Origin of the sequence: Metabacillus sp. YM-086, from assembly GCF_048059995.1 — a bacterium.
Lineage (GTDB): Bacteria > Bacillota > Bacilli > Bacillales > Bacillaceae > Metabacillus > Metabacillus litoralis_B.
The window spans coordinates 33,809-53,688 of sequence record NZ_JBLUOI010000034.1 but is presented as its reverse complement, the minus strand read 5'-3'; the positions used below and the strand labels follow the sequence as shown (position 1 = coordinate 53,688).

The 19,880-nt window shown below is 35.8% G+C and carries 18 protein-coding genes and 1 pseudogene; 3 read left to right on the top strand and 16 right to left on the bottom strand.

The window, feature by feature from the left end:
* Nucleotides 1-184 (top strand): annotated as a pseudogene (locus tag ACEWK1_RS15315) (IS110 family transposase); the annotation flags it as partial.
* A 203-nt stretch (nucleotides 185-387) separates the two neighbouring features.
* On the opposite strand, the gene ACEWK1_RS15310 reads toward ACEWK1_RS15315, so the two are convergent.
* The 3 genes from ACEWK1_RS15310 to ACEWK1_RS15300 form a co-directional block, all read right to left on the bottom strand.
* Nucleotides 388-714: a hypothetical protein gene (locus ACEWK1_RS15310; protein ID WP_121660851.1), complete on the bottom strand. Its 327-nt coding sequence runs from the start codon at nucleotides 712-714 to the stop codon at nucleotides 388-390.
* Between the two features lie 277 nt (nucleotides 715-991).
* Nucleotides 992-1,918, bottom strand: a complete 927-nt coding sequence (locus ACEWK1_RS15305) for an aldo/keto reductase (protein WP_212137163.1) — start codon at nucleotides 1,916-1,918, stop codon at nucleotides 992-994.
* A 14-nt stretch (nucleotides 1,919-1,932) separates the two neighbouring features.
* Entirely contained in the window at nucleotides 1,933-2,931 is a 999-nt protein-coding gene (locus tag ACEWK1_RS15300) for a Gfo/Idh/MocA family protein (RefSeq protein WP_212137160.1), read from the bottom strand.
* A 119-nt stretch (nucleotides 2,932-3,050) separates the two neighbouring features.
* Here ACEWK1_RS15300 and ACEWK1_RS15295 point away from each other — a divergent pair, with 119 nt between their 5' ends.
* Nucleotides 3,051-3,899, top strand: coding sequence for an AraC family transcriptional regulator (locus tag ACEWK1_RS15295; RefSeq protein ID WP_212137158.1), 849 nt, complete (start codon nucleotides 3,051-3,053; stop codon nucleotides 3,897-3,899).
* Nucleotides 3,900-3,952: 53 nt separating this feature from the next.
* Here ACEWK1_RS15295 and putP read toward each other — a convergent pair whose 3' ends face one another.
* The 3 genes from putP to ACEWK1_RS15280 all read right to left on the bottom strand — a co-directional run bounded on the left by putP (nucleotide 3,953) and on the right by ACEWK1_RS15280 (nucleotide 7,676).
* Nucleotides 3,953-5,416, bottom strand: a complete 1,464-nt coding sequence (gene putP, locus ACEWK1_RS15290; protein ID WP_212137156.1) for a sodium/proline symporter PutP — start codon at nucleotides 5,414-5,416, stop codon at nucleotides 3,953-3,955.
* A gap of 888 nt (nucleotides 5,417-6,304) precedes the next feature.
* A complete protein-coding gene (locus tag ACEWK1_RS15285) occupies nucleotides 6,305-6,850 on the bottom strand; it encodes an NADPH-dependent FMN reductase (RefSeq protein ID WP_121660846.1) in 546 nt (181 codons plus the stop codon).
* 208 nt (nucleotides 6,851-7,058) lie between these two features.
* Nucleotides 7,059-7,676, bottom strand: coding sequence for a superoxide dismutase (locus ACEWK1_RS15280; protein WP_212137154.1), 618 nt, complete (start codon nucleotides 7,674-7,676; stop codon nucleotides 7,059-7,061).
* A gap of 218 nt (nucleotides 7,677-7,894) precedes the next feature.
* Here ACEWK1_RS15280 and ACEWK1_RS15275 point away from each other — a divergent pair, with 218 nt between their 5' ends.
* Complete coding sequence (locus ACEWK1_RS15275; RefSeq protein ID WP_212137152.1) at nucleotides 7,895-8,533, top strand: helix-turn-helix transcriptional regulator; 639 nt, start codon at nucleotides 7,895-7,897, stop codon at nucleotides 8,531-8,533.
* A gap of 74 nt (nucleotides 8,534-8,607) precedes the next feature.
* Here ACEWK1_RS15275 and ACEWK1_RS15270 read toward each other — a convergent pair whose 3' ends face one another.
* From ACEWK1_RS15270 to ACEWK1_RS15225, 10 genes are all read right to left on the bottom strand, one after another.
* Nucleotides 8,608-8,955 carry a hypothetical protein gene (locus ACEWK1_RS15270; protein WP_212137150.1) on the bottom strand — a complete coding sequence of 116 codons (348 nt, stop codon included), beginning with the start codon at nucleotides 8,953-8,955 and terminating at the stop codon, nucleotides 8,608-8,610.
* Between the two features lie 136 nt (nucleotides 8,956-9,091).
* Nucleotides 9,092-9,967 carry a pirin family protein gene (locus ACEWK1_RS15265; RefSeq protein ID WP_232273578.1) on the bottom strand — a complete coding sequence of 292 codons (876 nt, stop codon included), beginning with the start codon at nucleotides 9,965-9,967 and terminating at the stop codon, nucleotides 9,092-9,094.
* A 22-nt stretch (nucleotides 9,968-9,989) separates the two neighbouring features.
* Entirely contained in the window at nucleotides 9,990-10,886 is an 897-nt protein-coding gene (gene murB, locus ACEWK1_RS15260; RefSeq protein ID WP_232273958.1) for a UDP-N-acetylmuramate dehydrogenase, read from the bottom strand.
* 382 nt (nucleotides 10,887-11,268) lie between these two features.
* The gene (locus tag ACEWK1_RS15255; protein ID WP_212137145.1) at nucleotides 11,269-12,228 is read right to left on the bottom strand and encodes a glycoside hydrolase family 43 protein; all 960 of its coding nucleotides are present in this window, start codon (nucleotides 12,226-12,228) and stop codon (nucleotides 11,269-11,271) included.
* A 178-nt stretch (nucleotides 12,229-12,406) separates the two neighbouring features.
* Nucleotides 12,407-12,661: a DUF6171 family protein gene (locus ACEWK1_RS15250; RefSeq protein ID WP_212137143.1), complete on the bottom strand. Its 255-nt coding sequence runs from the start codon at nucleotides 12,659-12,661 to the stop codon at nucleotides 12,407-12,409.
* Between the two features lie 22 nt (nucleotides 12,662-12,683).
* Nucleotides 12,684-14,168 carry an alpha-N-arabinofuranosidase gene (locus ACEWK1_RS15245; protein WP_212137141.1) on the bottom strand — a complete coding sequence of 495 codons (1,485 nt, stop codon included), beginning with the start codon at nucleotides 14,166-14,168 and terminating at the stop codon, nucleotides 12,684-12,686.
* Nucleotides 14,169-14,268: 100 nt separating this feature from the next.
* Nucleotides 14,269-15,753: an L-arabinose isomerase gene (gene araA / locus ACEWK1_RS15240; RefSeq protein WP_212137139.1), complete on the bottom strand. Its 1,485-nt coding sequence runs from the start codon at nucleotides 15,751-15,753 to the stop codon at nucleotides 14,269-14,271.
* Between the two features lie 23 nt (nucleotides 15,754-15,776).
* Nucleotides 15,777-16,490, bottom strand: coding sequence for an L-ribulose-5-phosphate 4-epimerase (araD, locus tag ACEWK1_RS15235; RefSeq protein WP_121660836.1), 714 nt, complete (start codon nucleotides 16,488-16,490; stop codon nucleotides 15,777-15,779).
* Between the two features lie 79 nt (nucleotides 16,491-16,569).
* Nucleotides 16,570-18,264: a ribulokinase gene (gene araB, locus ACEWK1_RS15230; protein ID WP_212137137.1), complete on the bottom strand. Its 1,695-nt coding sequence runs from the start codon at nucleotides 18,262-18,264 to the stop codon at nucleotides 16,570-16,572.
* A 265-nt stretch (nucleotides 18,265-18,529) separates the two neighbouring features.
* Nucleotides 18,530-19,861 (bottom strand): arabinan endo-1,5-alpha-L-arabinosidase, encoded by a 1,332-nt coding sequence (locus ACEWK1_RS15225; protein WP_212137135.1) that lies wholly within the window; start codon nucleotides 19,859-19,861, stop codon nucleotides 18,530-18,532.
* Between the last annotated feature and the right edge of the window lie 19 nt (nucleotides 19,862-19,880).

Here is a 19,880-nt window from a genome sequence, read left to right as displayed (position 1 = left end):
ATTGTGCGAAGCTGCATGGGCTGTTTCAAGGAGTCGTAATAAAAGGTTGGGAATCAAATATTGGTCGTTGGCTGCGAGAAGAGGAAAGAAAAAAGCACTCGTTGCCATAGGACACCGAATGCTTACGATTGTCTATCATATGCTTCAGAACAAAGAACCCTACCACGAGTTAACTTCAAATTAGCATTATAGACAAAAAATAGAAAAGTTAAACGAGAAACCGTAAAGTACGGTAGCTCTGCTTTCCTATTGCCAAATTTAATTATCTATAGCTTAATCAAATGCGATCAAGTTTAAACCTTTAATTTATTTTCACAGAAAAAGACCTAGATATCTAAATAGATATCTAGGTAAGTATTATTCTTAACTGTTTTTCTTTTACATATATTATTTTATCGTATGACTTGCCACCATGTCTTGATCATCTGTTGGATCAAATACTTCAAAGATTCTATATCTTGGCTTCTCAGTAGTTAAATTCTTAAGTTCATTTTCTAGCTGAGGAAATAGCACTTCATGAGCTTTTTCAGCAAGTTCCTTTGTATCCCAGTAATTAAGCGCTTTGTATTCACCATTTGGATCATCAAAAAAATAAACATTTCCTCTAAATCCATATAAATTCCTGCTTATTTTATCAAACTTCTTTGTTAATTCTTCTGCAGCCTGTCTTTGATTTGTTCCTAATTTATAGTGAATGAGTCGGGCATAGTACATATTTTTTGCTCCCTTCAGTAAAAAATCAATTATTTTATTAAAATATATGATTATATTTTAAAAATTATTGGGAATAATAATTAGAAAGTAAATCATAACCCATTAATGATATTTACTTTTAGAAAAGCTTGGCTTATCGCAAAGCCCTAATGGCGGAAGCCTTAGCTTTTCTTATACCATCATCCATAAAAATTTTATCTTTCTGATAGTATAAAAAGAAAAAGACGTTAAAACAGACATTTGTTTTAACGTCTTTTTCCTATATTATGTTTAAGAATCAAACTTGCTCCAACCATTTATATTCTTCCTTAGTTAAAACAATCTTTGCTCCCTCATAGCATGATTGTAATTCTTCTGCATTTTGAGCACCAATAAGAGCACATGTAGGAAAAGGTTGATTAAGCACATAAGCAAGAGCAATTTGTATCGTACTAACTCCCTTTTCCTTAGCCATAATTTCAGCCCGACGCAATCGTTCCCAGTTCTCTTCGTTATAAAAAACGCGAACAAGATCCTCATTACTTCGATCTTCAGGAGTGTATCGACCTGTAAAAAATCCTCTTGCTTGCGATGACCAAGAGAGAAGTGGAATTTGATTCTCTTGATGCCATAGACAATCAGCAGAATCCGCCGAAACACACCCTGTCCAGAACGGTTCATTTGGTTTTGCTAAACTTAAATTAGGACTGCTGAACGTAAAACCAACCAAACCGTTATTGGCTGCATATTCATTTGCTTCCTGTAACCGCTGTGTTGTCCAATTAGATCCACCGATTGCCTTTATTCGCCCTTCCTGTATATGCTCATTCAATGCATCCATAATCACACTTACTGGTACTGCTGGATCGTCACGGTGCAGAGCATATAAATCGATGTAATCTGTTTTTAAACGTTCCAGACTTTCAAAAAGGTCTTTAGAGATTGCTTCTGGATTCACACGTGGACCGTTTTGGTCATGATGTGCACCTTTAGTCAGAATCACCACATCTTCTCGATTATCACGTTCTTCCATCCACATGCCAATCGCTACTTCACTTTCACCACCACAATAAATATGTGCAGTATCAATTGTATTACCACCGATCGCAACATATTGATCAAGAACGCGACAAACCTTTTCATAAACACTTGGTCTAAAATAATCTGAGCCTTGAATGAGTGTTGTTACCCGCTTATTTAAGCCTGGAATACTAATCGTCTTCATCAAAAGTCCCCCTTTTATAACTCAACACGACGGCGTTCTCTTGCTGAGGTTAAACAAGCATCAATTACTTTCATATTTAATACTGCATCTTGCGAAGGAAATAATGGCTCGCCGTTACGGATGCTTCTTCCCATTGCATCAGCTTGAAGTGCATATTGATTTAAATAAGGCACCTCAAGCTCTCTTTTGCCATCATTTGTGTGAACAATAATATGATCTTGTTCATTTTGATGTGTTATAAACGCTGAAGGAACCTCGATCCGACCATTTGTACCAAGAATTTCGAGTTCATTTCTAAATGCAGCCCACATTCCACAATCAAATGTTAAAGCTACACCTTTATCAAATTCCAAAATACCCGATGCCATCATATCAACATCGTCATGTTTCTCAGAAAAGAATGCATGAACAGTTGCTGCTTTAGGCTCTTCATTCAAAATCATTCTCGCAGCGCTAATTGGGTAAACACCAACATCATATAAGGAACCTCCACCCCACTCCTTTTTATAACGAACATTTCCACTATCATTTGCATTATTAAAAGTAAACGTTCCATGAATACCCCGAATATCCCCAATTTCTCCTGAGTCAATTAATTCGTTTATAAGCTTATAACGTGGATGATAACGATACATAAATGCTTCTGCAAAAACGACACCAGCTTTTTCACAAGCAGCTACCATTTCTTCCGCTTCATCCGCATTTATTGCTAAAGGCTTTTCACATAAAACATGCTTACCTGCTTCTGCTGCACGAATGGTCCACTCTTTATGTAAATGGTTTGGAAGAGGAATGTAAACGGCTTCAATTTCAGGATCTTGGAGTAATTCCTCATAACTCCCATAAGCCTTAGAAATATTTAATTGTTCAGCCGTTTCTTTTGCTTTTTCTAATCCTCTGCTAGCAATAGCAACAACCTCACCTGTTTCTGATTGCTGAATACCTGGTATAACTGAACCTTTTGCTATATTTGCACTTCCGATAATTCCCCAACGAATTTTTTCCATAATCATTCTCTCCTTCTACCCTAAACTTAATATTATATTGTTATTATAAAAGACACATCTTAAAATAAAAATAGAATCATATTGCCTTTATAATAAAAGAATATTGTCCTGAAAGAGTGATGCAAATGCTTAGACAATTTTTATTACCTACATTACAAAACAATGATTTTATGATTCTACCTGAATCAATTGGCTGGTATTGGAATGAACCTGACCATGAAGTAAATCGAAAAGTTGGCACTTTAAATAACTTTAGTATTCACTTTGTTTTATCTGGATCGGGGTACGTGGAAATAGACGGCAGTCCAGTCATGATAAAAAGGGGAGACGCTTTTTTATATTTTCCAATGCAGGAGCAGCGGTATTATAGTAGTAAACAAGATCCCTGGAATATACGTTGGGTTCATTTTTACGGTGATGTGCTTAATCAATTTCTCTCGGAAAAAGGGTTTCATCAACACTCACTCTGGACTCTTCAAAAATTGTCTATTCTTGAAAAAGCACATAATCAGCTATTAATTGAGGCAGAAAAAAACAGCTTTTTGCATCTTTCCAGCTTGTCTACTTTTACCTACACATTTTTAATGGAATTTGTAAGAAATGCTGCACCAAAAACATCTGATCGCCGCCAAGAGCAGGATGATCGTATTCAAACACTCTTACCAAGTATGCAAAGAAGTGCTTGTGAACCATTTGACCTTGAGTACTGGGCTCAGAACGTGGGCGTCAGCACATATTACTTTTGTCGATTATTTAAACGAGCTACTCAAATGACACCAATGCAGTTTATCACCTTATGCCGTTTGCAAGCTAGTAAACAATGGCTGCTTGATCGTAAAGAAATGACCATAAAAGAAATTGCACAAAAGGTAGGTTATCCTAGTATAAGCTACTTTAATAAACGATTTATTGAGCAAGAAGGGATGACTCCTACTGAGTATCGTAAATTGCATGATTATGAGATAAATAGTTAAGAAAAAGCACCGCCCAATGTCCCTTTGTTAGGAACATTCAGGTGGTGCTTTTTTCATGCAGATTGCTTATTTTGATTAAACTTATCCCTAATGTTCTTTGACGGTGCCGGTGATACAATACTAACGAAATAACATGCTAGTAAACTGACAAAAAAGCCTGGAATCATTTCATAAATCGTTGCACTCAGACCTGGAATACTAGTCCAGATAATAACAGTACATGCGCCAGCAACCATTCCAGCAAGAGCGCCCCATTTATTCATCCGTTCCCAATACAAACTCAATAAAATAACTGGACCAAAAGCTGAACCAAACCCTGCCCATGCATAACCTACTAAAGATAGAATTGTTCCACTTTTATTGTAGGCAATTGCTACAGAAATAATTGAAACAATTAATACTGATAATCGTCCAATAACCATTAATTCCTTATCAGTTGCAGAACGTCGGAAAAATGTTTTATACAAATCCTCTGTTAACGAGCTTGATGTTACTAATAGCTGAGAAGAAATGGTACTCATAACAGCTGCTAACAAAGCAGCAAGTAGAAATCCTGTAATAATAGGATGAAATAATATATCACTTAACCCAATAAAAACTGTCTCAGGGTCTGAAAGATTCAGATCATTTTTAGAGTAATAAGAAAGTCCTACGAACCCAGTAAACATAGCACCTACAACAGAAAAAATCATCCAGCCCATTCCTATACGTCTGGCCTTCTTTATCTCTTTTACAGATGAAATCGCCATAAATCGAACGATAACGTGCGGCTGCCCAAAGTATCCAAGCCCCCATGCGAATAAAGAAACAATACCTAGGAAACTAGTACCCTTAAAAATATTAAAAAGAGACTCATCAATTGATTTTATTTCACTAAAAGAAGGACCAATTCCTCCTAACTCAATAATCGTCACAAGAGGAACAAGAATAAGGGCAATGAACATGATCAATCCTTGTACAAAGTCTGTCCAGCTTACTGCCAAGAATCCTCCAAATAATGTGTAGGATACAACCACTCCAGCAATGATCCAAAGTCCAACTGTATAGTCAAGATTGAATGTGGTTTCAAACAGCACCCCTCCAGAAACCATCCCTGATGATACATAAAACGTAAAGAAGATAATAATAACTAATCCTGAAATAAGACGGAGCATTTTAGAGGTATCTTCAAACCTATTTTCCAAAAAAGAAGGAATTGTCATCGAGTCGTTAGCAGCCTCTGTGTACATTCTTAACCGTGGTGCCACATACAACCAGTTTGCATACGCACCCAGAGTCAAACCGATCACAATCCAAGAGGCACTTAAACCTTGTACATACATAGCTCCAGGAAGACCCATAAGGAGCCATCCACTCATATCTGAAGCTCCAGCACTTAGAGCGGTAACAGCGGGACCTAAAGACCTTCCTCCTAACATATAATCTGATAAGTTAGTGGTCCGTTTATAGGCGTAATAACCAATAAGTAACATCCCAACCATATAGACAACAATGGAACCGAGTAACTGATAACTCATACTATTCCCTCTTTTCAAATAATTTTATTGGAAAAACTTGGCTTATCGTCAAGTCCTAATGGCGAAAGCCTTAGTTTTTCCTATACTATCATCCATAAAAACTTAAACTTTCCGATAGTATAAAAATAAAACCCTCGCTAGGCGAGGGTTTTATTCTCCTTAGCTTATATTTTCTTTTTAAACACATGACTTTAAGATTTTTATTATTTGATAATACTTTTTTCATAGCTATTACGTCAATAACTTTATAATAAGAAAAGTTTTTTAGAGAAAGCAGACTCAAATATACAGTCTAAACAAATTAAATATCTGTTCTATATCTTTACAAATATTTTACAATTTTACATAAGTTTTCTACAATGTAGCATAGATACAAAGATTTAGGTTCCTGCTTGTGTAAAACACACAACACAAGAGAAAGCGCTTGCATTTTGATCGGAACTCTAAAAAAACAATCCGATTATATTTGTTATCAAAAATTATAATAAAAACCGGTCAATTTTAGCTACTAAAATAAGCGGGGAAATTCCTCTTAATGAGGAAATATCACGAAAAATGGATTAAATAGACGGAAAGACTCCGTCTATTTAATCGAAAAAAGATAAAAATGGACCATTTTACCTTGCTTAACCGGAAAAATTCCGCTTATATTCCCCAAACCAAGTTCCATTCTTCGTCTAACCGGAAAAATTCGTTTATTTAAACTATAGGTTACTCAATTAAGGATAAGCAAGAAGGTCAGCTTTATTTATCCGGCCCTCAGAAAAAAAAACAGTCTTATTCAGTTGCGAACAGGACTGCTAATTGGTGCGGTGCTAGTGTAGTTTTGTATTCGGAAACCGACTGTTACAATTATTGCCCGTAACTTCCATTATTATCATTCAACTGTTAAGCTTCTGAGTCCTTTAGTGACTTTTGTAGAACTATCATCTCTTTAGCCAATACGTGAATTCGATTCGAAATATCGTTATTAATTATTTCATTTTCTTTATTAAAATCTGAGTTTTGAAGAAATACATTACTAACAGGAACCACTCCTTTTAAATAGGTCAGGATTGGCTTTAGATGATATTCTGTTACAAGAAAATGTTTGTCTGTACCAGCCGTTGTAATCATTCCTGTCACCTTTGACTTAAATGCATCAATAGGTAAATGGTCAAACAGATTTTTCAAAACACCTGGGATGGAAGCCTGATAAATTGGAGTTCCAAACACAAGAAAGTCGGCTGATTGAATTGTGTTTACAACCTTAATTGTGTCTTGATTGTAGGAAGACAGTGGAGTCCCCTTCACAAATTCAACTTCGTAATCCTTTAAATCAATTAATTCAACTTCAAGATTCTGATCTAAAGCTTTTGCTGCCATTAATACTTCATGAACTGCCTTTGCTGTTTTTGTGCCAATGATTGAACCTGATATACCAACAAGTTTCATGTTTTAGCCTCCTATTTGAAATAGCCTGTGTGTGAAGCGATAAAATGTTCCATAGTTAACAATAACATGCTTAACTTCCATTTTCTTCTTTTTTCATCTTTACTAACAAAAACAACCAAGTTACTTCTGTGTCACATAAGGAAACTTTCAATATAACAGCAAATAAGGTGTCTTTTTAGACACCTTATTCATAAAACTCACTGATTATTTATCTAGTTTTTTCTAATTTTTCTGCTACTACATCCCAATTAATAATGTTAAAAAAGCTTGAAATATAGTCTGGTCTTCTGTTTTGGTAGTTCAAATAGTAAGCGTGCTCCCAAACATCAAGTCCTAGAATGGCTTGTTGACCATCCATAATTGGATTGTCTTGGTTAGCTGTACTTGTTACCTGAAGATTTCCATCTTGATCAACTACTAGCCAAGCCCAACCTGATCCAAAGCGGGTTGTTGCCGCTTTGGTGAATTCCTCTTTAAAGCTCTCAAAGCTTCCAAATGCATGGTTAATTGCAGCGGCTAATTCTCCTGTAGGAGTTTGGTCATTACCAGAAGGTGCAATGACTTCCCAAAATAATGAATGATTTAAATGACCACCACCATTATTTCTTACAGCCGTTCTAATTTGTTCTGGAACAGCATCTAAATTACTTAATAACGCCTCTAGTGATTTTGCTTGCAAATCTGTTTTTCCTTCAAGGGCAGCATTTAAGTTATTAACATATGTTTGATGATGTTTCCCGTGATGAATTTCCATTGTGCGCTGATCAATATGTGGCTCAAGTGCATTAAAGCTATAAGGTAAAGATGGTAAAGAATAAGTTGTCATTATTTACATCCTCCAATAAATTTATATTCTTATACTTAATAGTATAATAAGTATAAATAAAGAATAAACTAAATTTTTTTATAGATCAAATAATTTGCTTAAACATTATAAAAAAGTCAAAATCAGTTAGATGAACATTTCTTCAAACATTTTATACTATATGGTATAATTATATTTTAACTTTATCTTCTCCACATTTTTAAAATGGAGGTGTTAGTATGAACACGACTCGAAATAGTACAACAAAGGACAAGATTCTTCACTTATTAAAAAAAGAAGAAACAATGACTGTTAATGAGTTAACAGATGAATTAGGGATTACTCACATGGCTGTAAGAAAGCATCTTTTAAGTCTCGAGAAAGAGGGTTTCATCTCTTCCAAAGAAGTTAAACAGCCGATGGGTAGACCTCTCCAAACATATTCTTTGTCAGATAAATCGGAACAATATTTTCCTAAAAACTATGAAGGAATCAGCCTTGAATTTCTTCATGATATTAAAGAAATACACGGTGAAGAATCTATAGAGCTACTATTTAAAAAGAGAGAAACACGTTTAATTAAAGAATATAGTGCCAAAATGATCAATAAAACTACACCAGCTGAGAAGGTGAATGAACTTGTAAAGCTTCAAAACGAAAAAGGATATATGGCTGATGTTGCTGAAATAGATGATCGTACATTTGAATTAACAGAATATAACTGTCCCATCCTCTCAGTTGCAAAAGAATTTAAAATGGCATGTCGATGTGAAACAAGCATGTTCCTAGACGTTCTTGGTGTTAATCAAATAAATAGAACTTGTTGCCGAACTGAAGGTGACAATCATTGTAAATTCATAATAAAGTTTGGTGAGTAAGCTTTTGCTTGGAGGTAAAATGAGATTCCTCCTCACCAACTTTACTTTCTGTAATTAGTTGTTATAGCAACTACCTATTCTGAAAGCTCCTTAATCGTATGAAATATACAATCCGGTTTCGTGTAAACATTAAAATATTTCACATTATATCTTTGAAGAAGTTGACTAATTTCCAAAAAATCCTTTGAATGACTATAAAGTATAATGTGGTGCTTTGTTGAATAAAGATCTAAAATTTGTTTTAAGTTATCTACATCTATATCTAACAGGACAACTACCTTTTTAAGTCTATCAAGCATTTTAAAGGCCTCATGCTGATCGTCATTATTGTAAATCAAGTTAAAAGTTGAATGAGCATGAATGAATAAACTTAAGCTTCTTTGAATATGCGGGTTCTTTGAGATTATCGCCACATCAACCATTGTAACTACCTCCTTGATCTTACTATACAATAAAATCATTTTGAAATATTCCTTTAAAAGAATGATTTTACAGGAGGTTTTTCTACGACTTTTGTCGTAGAAACCTTCAGTAAAGCAGCTTGTTTTTTCACTATTTTCATCTAGCTGCCGGCCCAAATTTTCCATTGTGGTAATCTCGATATGCTTGTTTGATTTCTTCCATTGTATTCATCACAAAAGGACCATATGGAACGATTTCTTCTTTTATTGGTGTTCCTGAATATACAAGTACTTTTGACCGCCTGCTATTTGCTTTTATCACAAACTCACTTATGTTCTCTTCGTTTCCTTCATCGTTATAAGTTAATGTACCTACACCATGCTTTTTTAACTCTACCTTGTTTTCTCCAAATGTCATATCACCTGATAAAACGTAAAAGAAGCTATTATGTGTTTCTGGTAAACAATGAACATATTGAGCTCCTTCTGATAAAGTAATTTCTGTTAATGTTATCGGAACAATGGAATTCATTGGACCCTTAACACCTGCAATATCTCCTGAAAATACTTTTACCGATCCTCCTTCAATAGAAACAACAGGTGCATCCTCACTATAAATATTTTGATAAGATGTATCTGTTTGTTTTAAATGTTTCGGCAGGTTTAACCAAAGCTGTAGGGTATGGGCAATATCATCCTCTACACCTTCCTCAGCATGCCTTGCCGCCCACCCGGCGTTCATATATTGAACATCTCCCGGCTCTAAAATTTCTCTTCCTCCAGCATTATCAATATGCTCCAAACGTCCATCTACTACATATGTGATTGTCTGAAAGCCACGATGAGGATGATCGGAAAATGTCCCTCTCTTAAACCAATCCTCAGCCATTAAAATAAATGGATCAAAATCCTGCCAACGGTCAACGGGCAATATCCATCCCTTTTGAATCGATGGGAAGCCTACCTCTTCATATTTAACATACCAATGGTCTTTTACACTTCTTTGAAGTGCTTGTGAAGTTTCTCTAGTCAATATAATCACTCCTAAAATTGATTTATATCTCATCTTCCTTACCTATAACAATTACTTCTGTTTCTAGGTTAACACCATATTTCTCTTTTACTGTTTTTTGAATCACGTGAATGAGATCTGTATAGTCCTTTGCAGTTGCATGATCAACATTTACGATAAATCCAGCATGCTTCGTTGATACCTCTGCCCCTCCAATTCTCAATCCTTGAAGACCAGAATCCTGTATTAGTTTTCCAGCAAAGTAACCTGGTGGTCTCTTGAAGACACTTCCACACGATGGGTACTCAAGCGGCTGCTTTTGCTGTCGTAGTCTAGTATTTTCATCCATTTTTTCTTTTATTTGAAGATAATGACCATGCTGTAGTTCAAATTCTGCTTGTAACACAACATAGTTATTTTGGGATATAATGCTTTTCCTGTAGCCTAACAAAAGATCTTCTTTTTCTAAAACGAGTAGCTCACCTAATTCTGTTAAGACTGTAGCTTTTTTTAATACATCCGATATTTGGCCACCATATGCTCCAGCATTCATACACAGTGCCCCACCTACTGTCCCTGGAATTCCGCAGGCAAACTCAAGACCAGATAATTTTTCATTCAACGCGATCCTTGACACCTCAATAATGTTAGCACCTGCTTGTGCTTTTATGATATGATCCTTTACTTTTACTTCATTTAGCTTTTTCAAGCTTATAACCAATCCAGCAATTCCACTATCTTTTACAATTAAATTTGTGCCATTTCCGATAATTGTTATTGGAACTTTGTTTTCTTTCGCTTTTCTATAAATCAATTGGATTTCTTCAAATGTTGACGGTGTAATCAATACATCTGCTTCCCCACCAAGTTTTGTAAAGGTATAATTCTTTATTGGTTCATAAAACCTTATATCGTTAATATCCAACACGTCATTTAACATGCTTTTCAAGTTGACTAATTTGCTCATGTTGCTCACCTTTCATCAAGAATTTTCATTTAAGAAAGAGGTATACCAAATTTGACTTTAAGTAGTTGCTGTAGCAACCTTGTTTTTTCTTTCTATTTAATAACAATATAGAACGGTGTAGTTTTTATATAAATTGGTATAAAAAGTGAACATCTATATTAGATCACATGCTTATTCTAATTGCAAATATTAGATTCCAATTGTTTTATTCTTTAACAGACCACATACCTACTTTTATTATAGTTATTATGACTAGAAATGTGCCCTAAATAAAGATCTTATTTTAATGAAGAAACCCGGACTACACTTGTCCTAAAAAAAGGGTGGTGAAAAATCACCACCCCTTACTTAAAAATTAGTAAGAAGGCCATCCTTGAGAATCCCAATACAAATCATTGATTAATAGGGTTGGCATCCCGTTATTTTCAGCATCATAAGAATGTCTGACAATGACATTGTTGTTATAAATGTCCTGATGGCCTGGACCTTTCCATCTACTATTTCCGGCATCTAAAATTGTACCTCCACCATTCATCATACTTACTCCATTTTTATCAAGATATGGTCCAGTAATATTTTTAGATCTTCCGTAGGCAATTTTGTACGTGCTATCCACTCCTTGACAACATCTGTCAAATGAAACAAACAAATAATAATACCCATCTTTATAAGTAATGCTAGGTGCTTCGATTGCATTATTCGGGGAGTTTGGTCGCGTTGCAATTGAATAGACAGTACCGGTAGGTTTCATTGTATTTTTATCTAGGCGTGTAAGCTTAATCCCACTCCAAAAAGATCCGTAAGATAGCCAAGGATTACCGTCTTTATCAATAACAAGATCCCCGTCAATGGCATTAAAGTTACTTGAACTTGTTGAGCGAACAACTAATCCATCGTCTCGCCATTGTCCAGAAGTTATACTTTCCGTTGATAAAAGGCCAATTAATGAATTATTCGATCCAAAACTAGAAACTGAATAATAGAGCCAATATCTTCCATTGTAATATTGAATATCAGGTGCCCATTGATTTGACTCATGGTTCGGTACATATGTTTTCCACCATGAGGGTGCTGTAGGAAAAATAACAGGTGTAGTGTACCAGTTAATCCCATTATCAGAACGTAATACACGAATTCCATTTTTTTCTGCTTCACCAGTTCCAAATACATACCATGAATTACCCTCTTTAATAATAGAAGGATCGTGGATCATTTTTTCCCCTGTTACATTCCAAAATGCGGCACTTGCTGTTACTTGTATATTTAGCACACACAAGATAACCGAAAGAATGAGTAGTTTTTTTATTTGCTTCATTAAATCATCTCCTCCTCACATTTATTCAAGCTATTGTTAACAAAAGTAATGACACCCATCACCTCCTTAAAACGCTTTCAAACTAAAGTAAAAAAGATATACATCTTTGCCCAGAAAATAGGGTAACAGATGTATATCTTATGCATTAACAAGATGTATAAAATTCAGAATTGAAGACCTACCACTTAGCCCCTGCAGGATTTGGACAATTTTTACTTGTAAACTTAGCTCTGTACTCCACTAAACATCCACTATATGAACAAGTTGTTCCATAAAGAAACGAAGGGCAATCAAAGCAAGCTTCTAGACGCTTTTTGTAGATCTCATCAGAAACAATTAAGTTGTCTGGTAATTGTTTAGAAAGGATTCTATCTACTTCTTCTTTTTTGATAATGACATTTCCAGAACAGCCTTTACATACGTTGGTTGCCATAATCAATTACTTCCTTTCTCTATTAAATCGTTAACAAGACAACAGACATCGGAGGTAATGTTACATCAAGTTGACCATTGCTTACAGTGAATTGTGTAAATTCAGCTGGAGCTACTACTTCTGGCTGCTCGAACGTATTGTGTGCATCAATCGTGTCAGCTGTTAAAATCGTACCAGTGATACTACTAACCTCTTCTTTCAATCCACGAAGCTGAAGAGATAATGATGCAGATTCTTTATGATCAATATTGTATAAACTGATGTTTACTTTGCCATTTTTATCTTGAGATGCTGAAACAGATACTTGATCAACTTCTTGACCATTGTATTTGTATTTTCCAACAGCAGCGTCAACTGAGAGTACTGTTGCATCTTGGTGTACCTTATACATATCAAATACATGATAAGTAGGAGTAAGAATCATTTTTTCTCCTTCTGTTAGTACCATCGCTTGAAGAACATTTACTGTTTGGGCAATATTTGTCATTTGAACACGATCACTATGCTTATGGAAGATATGGAAGTGAATCGCAGCAACTAATGCATCACGAATAGTGTTTTGCTGATAAAGAAACCCTGGATTTGTTCCTTCCTCTACATCAAACCATGTACCCCATTCATCTATAATCATCCCAACACGTTTTTCAGGGTCGTATTTATCCATGATCGTGCTATGCTTTGTAATTAACTCATCCATATGCAGTGCTTTTTGCATCGTGATGAACCACTCATCCTCTGGAAAACCTGTTGCAGATCCTTTACCTGTCCAGAATTCACCAGGAATTGTATAGTAGTGAAGACTTAGTCCATCCATTAAGCGCCCTGCTTCACGCATTAACACTTCTGTCCAATTATAGTCATCTACGTTTGCTCCACCGGCAATTTTATAGATTTTATTATTTCCATAATTCCTTACATATGTTTGGTAACGACGGTATAGATCTGCATAATATTCAGGACGCATATTTCCGCCACAACCCCAGTTTTCGTTACCTACACCAAAGTATGTAAGCTCCCAAGGTTTTTCTCTACCATTCTCTTGGCGCCAGTTGGCCATTGGAGACTCACCGTCAAATGTCATATATTCAACCCATTCAGACATTTCTTGAACAGTACCGCTGCCAACATTTCCGCAAATATAAGGCTCACAACCTAGTAAATCACATAGCATCATAAATTCATGAGTTCCAAAGTGATTGTTTTCAACCACACCACCCCAGTGGGTGTTTACCATTCTTTTTCTTTCACTCCTTGGTCCGACTCCATCTTTCCAATGATATTCATCAGCAAAACAGCCTCCTGGCCAACGAAGCACAGGAATGTTAATTTGTTTTAATGCTTCAAGCACATCGTTTCGAATTCCGTTCGTGTTTGGAATTGGTGAATCTTCTCCAACCCAAATACCTTCATAAATACAACGGCCTAAATGCTCGGCAAAATGTCCATAAATATTACGGTTAATTTTCCCTTTACTAACATCTGCATTAATAACAATTGAATTTGTCATTCTCTATTCCTCCCATGCTTTTTAGTGATAGTAGAAAGACGAGGAAACTAGAAACATGACATTTCATTTTTGTTTTCCTCGTCTTTAAAATCAATACCTATTACTTATATACAACGTCATTCCAACGTAACTCATTTTTGAAGCTATGCTTATTTGTATCATTATTAATAAGAACACATTCAACTTCGACTAGCTCTGCCCAATCTCTAAGCTGGTCTGTTGTTACTTTATATGAAAAGACTGTATGGTGTGCTCCACCAGCAATGATCCAATTTTCTGTTCCTTCACTTAATGAAGGCTGAGGCGTCCAAAGGACTCTTGCAACAGGAAGGTTTGGTAAATCCTTTTCTGGTTGCACAGCATCGACTTCGTTTACAACAAGACGGAAGCGATGTCCTAAATCGATAATTGATGCATTTAAAGCAGCACCGCTCTTTCCATCAAAGATGAATCGTGCAGGATCTTCTTTTCCGCCAATTCCTAAAGGATAAACAGCAATCTTTGGCTTAGTTGCTGAAATAGTAGGACAAATCTCCAGCATGTGTGAACCTAACACTAATTCATTTCCAGGTTCAAAGTGATACGTATAATCTTCCATAAATGAAGTATCTTCGTTATTTGCCATGATCTTTAAGATGCGGAGTAAACCAGCTGTTTTCCAGTCTCCTTCACCAGCAAAGCCATATCCTTGTGCCATTAATCGTTGTACAGCTAGACCAGGAAGTTGTTTCATACCATGAAGATCTTCAAACGTTGTTGTAAACGCCGAATAACCACCTTCTTCTAAGAACGATTTCATTCCTAGTTCAATTCTTGCCTGATAGCGAATAGAATCTCGTACTGGACCTGCTTCTTGGCCTTCAGCTACAATATCGTATTCTCTTTCATACTCTTCCATTAATTGATCAATTTCTTGTTCAGAAATATCATTCATTCGTTGAACTAAATCACCGACGCCGTATCCGTTAATGGTCCAGCCTAGTTTAATTTGTGCCTCTACTTTATCTCCCTCAGTTACAGCAACTCTGCGCATGTTATCTCCAAAGCGCGCAATTTTCAAATGCTGACCTTCCATAAAAGCAACAGACGTATTCATCCAACTACCAATTTTGCTTCGAACTTCGTTATTTTCCCAATGACCAACAACTACTTTTCTTTTTACATTTAGTCTTGTTGCCATAAATCCAAATTCACGATCACCATGTGCAGATTGATTTGTGTTCATAAAATCCATATCAATGCTATCCCATGGAATATCACGGTTAAATTGTGTGTGAAGATGAAGCATTGGTTTTTGTAAGCTTGAAAGTCCGGCAATCCACATTTTTGCTGGAGAGAATGTATGCATCCATGTAATAATACCTGCACAGTTTTCATCAGCATTTGCTTCTAAACATAATTTACGAATGGAATCTGCATCCTTTAAAACTGATTTAAATACTAACTTATATGTTAATGTAGAATCTTGGTCAAGACCTTCTGTAATCACTTTTGAGTTAGCTTCAACTTCTCTTACTGTTTCTTCTCCGTATAAATCTTGACTACCCGTTACAAACCAAAACTCGTATGGTTTCACTGTTAGCATAATGGTTTCCCCCTAATCGATAGTTACTGTTTCACTTCTTTGTTTTTCTGACCATAATAAGCATTTGCTCCATGCTTACGAAGATAATGTTTATCTAACAAAAATTGATCGATTGGACCAGCAATTGGATTTAATTGATACGTGTGTAATGCCATCTTGGCTACCTCTTCTAAAACAACCGCATTATGAACTGCTTGACTAGCATTCTTTCCCCAAACGAACGGTGCATGACCTGAAACGAGTACACCTGGCATCGCTATTGGATCAATATCTTTAGATTGAAATGTTTCTATAATGACATTTCCTGTTTCTAGTTCATAGCCTCTAGTAATCTCATCTTCTGTTAAAGCTCTTGTACAAGGAATTTCTCCATAATAATAATCAGCATGAGTTGTTCCTAATGCAGGAATGGGACGGCTTGCTTGGGCCCAGCTAGTTGCCCATGGTGAATGTGTATGTACAACTCCACCAATCGAAGGAAATGCTTTATAAAGTGCTAAATGTGTTGCAGTATCAGATGATGGGCGCATGTCTCCCTCTACTATTTCACCATTCAAATTGACTACAACTAAATCTTCAGCCTTTAGCTCTTCATAAGGAACTCCACTAGGTTTAATGACTACAAGTCCTTTTTCTCGATCAATTCCACTTACGTTTCCCCATGTAAAAGTAACCATTTTATATTTTGGTAACTGAAGGTTTGCCTCTAAAACTTGTTCTTTTAATTGTTCAAGCATCAGTTGTCTCCCCTTTCTTTTGAAAAGTGGGGCTAAAGATGGATGCCCCACTTCAGAATAGAGTGATAGATATTTCGATTTATTGTGTAATCTTCTCTTTTGCTTTGTTAGACTGAGCATGTTTGATCTTCTTTAAGTTTTTCATCACGTTATTTTCACCACGACCGAAATAATCATATAATCTTGCATATTCAGAGAATAGTTGGTCGTAAACTTGTGAATTCTCATGATTAGGTTGATAAACATAATCTTTTAATCTAGCCATTTCTTTGGCTGCATCTTTAATATCATCGTATCCGCCACGTTCCTTACCAGCTGCAACTGCTCCAAACATTGCAGAACCAAGAGCTGGGGTTTGAGATGAAGCAGATATTTTGATATCCATTTTTAATACATCTGAATAGATTTGCATCATTAATCCATTTTTCTCAGCAATACCACCACATGCATATACTTCATGAATCGGCACTCCACTATTTCTAAATGCCTCAACAATTGTTCGTGTGCCATATGCTGTTGCTTCAATTAGAGCTCGATAAATTTCCTCAGGCTTCGTTAGTAATGTAGCTCCTAATAAAACACCTGTTAAATCAGCATCTACAAGTGTAGATCGATTTCCATTCCACCAGTCAAGTGAAATTAAACCGCTTTCACCAACCTCCAATTGAGCTGCTTTTTCTGTTAACAATTGGTGGATGTTCATTCCTTTTTGTTGTGCTTCTTCATAGTAGCTAGCAGGTACACAGTTTTCAGTGAACCATTCAAAATGATCTCCTACACATGATTGACCTGCTTCATATCCCATAAATCCTGGAATTACTCCATCTTCAACAACACCACACATACCTGGTACTACTTCTTCTTTTTCTCCCAGTAAGATGTGACATGTAGATGTTCCCATAATCATCAGAAGCTTGCCTGGCTCAGTAATTCCAACTGCTGGTACAGCAACATGTGCATCAACATTTGCTATAGCAACTGCGGTTCCTGGATTCAATCCAATCATTTTAGCAGCTTTCTCTGTTAACTCTCCCGCTTTTGAGCCTATTGGATAAATATTAGTAGATAACTTTTCTTCAACAACATTTTCCAAGCGAGGATCTAATGCTTTAAAAAACTCTTTTGATGGATATCCTTCTTGCTTATGCCATATCGCTTTATATCCAGCTGTACAACTGTTTCTTTTCAAGTCACCTGTAAGCTGATAGGTAACCCAGTCTGTTGCTTCCACAAACTGATCTGTAGCATCGAAAATCTCTGGTGCCTCATTAAGGATCTGCCATAATTTAGGAACGAGCCATTCTGATGAAATTTTCCCACCATACCTTTGTAAAAATGCTTCTCCTCTTGTTTCTGCAATTTCATTTATAGAGTTTGCTTCATCTTGTGCCGCATGGTGTTTCCATAACTTCACATAGCTATGAGGATGGTTCATATATTGTTCTGTTAAACATAGTGGTGTTCCGTTTGTGTTAATAGGTAATACCGTACAAGCTGTAAAATCAATTCCAATTCCAATAACATCGTCCGCTGAAACGTTAGCTTGTTTTAGGACATCAGGAACTGTTGTTTCCAAAACTTCTATATAATCTGTAGGATGTTGCAAAGCCCAGTCATTTTCTAATTTGGTAACTCCATCTGGTAAGTATTCATCCATTACACCATGAGTATAAGGCTTTACCGAGGTTGCTATTTCTTTTCCTGTTCCGATCTCCACAAGAACGGCTCTACCAGATTGAGTGCCGTAATCAACACCAATTGAATATTTAGTCATTTAAAATCCCCCCGACTCTTCCAGCTACATTTTTTATTAAACTATCAATTTATTAATAATTTTTTATTATCATACGTACAAATTCGAGATAATCATTACAATCTATTATACAACTTAGTTGATAATACTAAAAATTTTAACTTATACGTATAACCTTAATTAAATTTTAGCACTTATTTCATATTTTTCAATACAAATTTCATTATTTTCTAAGAAATTGTTGTATTTTTATATTAAAAATTTATAAATCAGCAAAAATTCATCCTTACAAGTTTAGTGATTTTTCTACTTTTTTCCCTACAATTACATCCCCATTAGAATTTTTCCCTGCAAATACCATAGTCGGTCTCCATAAAGTCCAATCCCAAGCTGCCAATACTAACACTTGGTAAGTTCCATTGTTAGAATTCAAGAAAAACTCAAAATGATTTTCCCCTTTATGTGACCAATATCCATCCTTCGAGCCCTCAAACCTGCCGTCAAATAACAGATGAAGTGATTCCGATTGTATTTGCTCATGGTATTTGTTATCCATGTGAATGATCTCCCAATTTCCAACCATAAATGTTGAATTAACTGGTTGCTCCTTTTCACCTACATATCTTTCTGGAGATATTAATGGCCATCCATCATCCGTCCAAAGAATTCTTCTAATATGAAGTGCGTGATGTTTTCTGGTCTTCTCACCTCTTGCATGGTGACAAACATAATAGTCTTCACCATCTTTTAATACCGAATTATGTCCAGGGCCAATCCAACCTTCTTCTTTACCAAATTTATATCCTCCCAGCACTTTCATCCCAACTTCATTTGGAGGCAAATCAATATTGGTCATTTCGTTTCCATTACTATCTAAATAAGGTCCTTCGATTTTATCTGCTCTTGCAACACGTATATGGTAATCTTTAAATAACGAATCATATGATACAAATAAGTAATATTTTTTAAAAGTAGGATGGTAGACAATATAAGGCCCTTCAACAGCTCCCTCAACTGAAAGATGTCTCTTGGAAATTAAGGTTCCATTGCCCTTCTCCTTTAATTTTCCAGTATTCTCATCTATACGAGCAACATAAATCCCACCAAAAAAAGACCCGTAGACCATCCATGGATTTCCTTCTTTATCAAATGTGATATTCGGATCAATTGCATTTGGCTCACTTTCACCTTGCTTTGTTTTGATAACCTCACCTTGATCTTCCCATGGACCTTCAATTGATTTACTTGTTGCAACACCTATAAAGGATTGGTTTTTTCCGAATTGTGAAGCAGCATAATACAAATAATAGGTATCTCCATATTTTGTTACGTCTGGCGCCCATAATCCCTTTGCACCAGTCCAATCGTAGGCATCTTTAGGAATAGTATCAAATGCATGACCGACCCATTCCCAGTTGACTAGGTCCTTAGATTTCCGAACTTGTATGCCTCCTTTAGGCACGCCTCCTACTTTTGCATCTGTTGAAAAAACATAATAAGTATCTCCATCTTTATATAATGCAGGATCATGGACATTATGGATTGTCCATAATTCTTCTTGATCTGTAATTGATTGATCGTACAAGTCATATTTCACTGGTTCTTGTGGAAACAACATATTTATCCCTCACTTTTTC

What these genes read in the sequence shown, in the direction of transcription:
- ACEWK1_RS15250 (WP_212137143.1), bottom strand. Translation starts at nt 12,661, where the DNA reads ATGGCAACCAACGTATGTAAAGGCTGTTCTGGAAATGTCATTATCAAA.
- ACEWK1_RS15305 (WP_212137163.1), bottom strand. Translation starts at nt 1,918, where the DNA reads ATGAAGACGATTAGTATTCCAGGCTTAAATAAGCGGGTAACAACACTC.
- ACEWK1_RS15310 (WP_121660851.1), bottom strand. Translation starts at nt 714, where the DNA reads ATGTACTATGCCCGACTCATTCACTATAAATTAGGAACAAATCAAAGA.
- araB (WP_212137137.1), bottom strand. Translation starts at nt 18,264, where the DNA reads ATGACTAAATATTCAATTGGTGTTGATTACGGCACTCAATCTGGTAGA.
- ACEWK1_RS15255 (WP_212137145.1), bottom strand. Translation starts at nt 12,228, where the DNA reads ATGAAGCAAATAAAAAAACTACTCATTCTTTCGGTTATCTTGTGTGTG.
- ACEWK1_RS15300 (WP_212137160.1), bottom strand. Translation starts at nt 2,931, where the DNA reads ATGATTATGGAAAAAATTCGTTGGGGAATTATCGGAAGTGCAAATATA.
- ACEWK1_RS15245 (WP_212137141.1), bottom strand. Translation starts at nt 14,168, where the DNA reads ATGACAAATTCAATTGTTATTAATGCAGATGTTAGTAAAGGGAAAATT.
- ACEWK1_RS15280 (WP_212137154.1), bottom strand. Translation starts at nt 7,676, where the DNA reads ATGACAACTTATTCTTTACCATCTTTACCTTATAGCTTTAATGCACTT.
- araD (WP_121660836.1), bottom strand. Translation starts at nt 16,490, where the DNA reads ATGCTTGAACAATTAAAAGAACAAGTTTTAGAGGCAAACCTTCAGTTA.
- ACEWK1_RS15275 (WP_212137152.1), top strand. Translation starts at nt 7,895, where the DNA reads ATGAACACGACTCGAAATAGTACAACAAAGGACAAGATTCTTCACTTA.
- murB (WP_232273958.1), bottom strand. Translation starts at nt 10,886, where the DNA reads ATGTTAAATGACGTGTTGGATATTAACGATATAAGGTTTTATGAACCA.
- ACEWK1_RS15270 (WP_212137150.1), bottom strand. Translation starts at nt 8,955, where the DNA reads ATGGTTGATGTGGCGATAATCTCAAAGAACCCGCATATTCAAAGAAGC.
- putP (WP_212137156.1), bottom strand. Translation starts at nt 5,416, where the DNA reads ATGAGTTATCAGTTACTCGGTTCCATTGTTGTCTATATGGTTGGGATG.
- ACEWK1_RS15285 (WP_121660846.1), bottom strand. Translation starts at nt 6,850, where the DNA reads ATGAAACTTGTTGGTATATCAGGTTCAATCATTGGCACAAAAACAGCA.
- ACEWK1_RS15295 (WP_212137158.1), top strand. Translation starts at nt 3,051, where the DNA reads ATGCTTAGACAATTTTTATTACCTACATTACAAAACAATGATTTTATG.
- araA (WP_212137139.1), bottom strand. Translation starts at nt 15,753, where the DNA reads ATGCTAACAGTGAAACCATACGAGTTTTGGTTTGTAACGGGTAGTCAA.
- ACEWK1_RS15225 (WP_212137135.1), bottom strand. Translation starts at nt 19,861, where the DNA reads ATGTTGTTTCCACAAGAACCAGTGAAATATGACTTGTACGATCAATCA.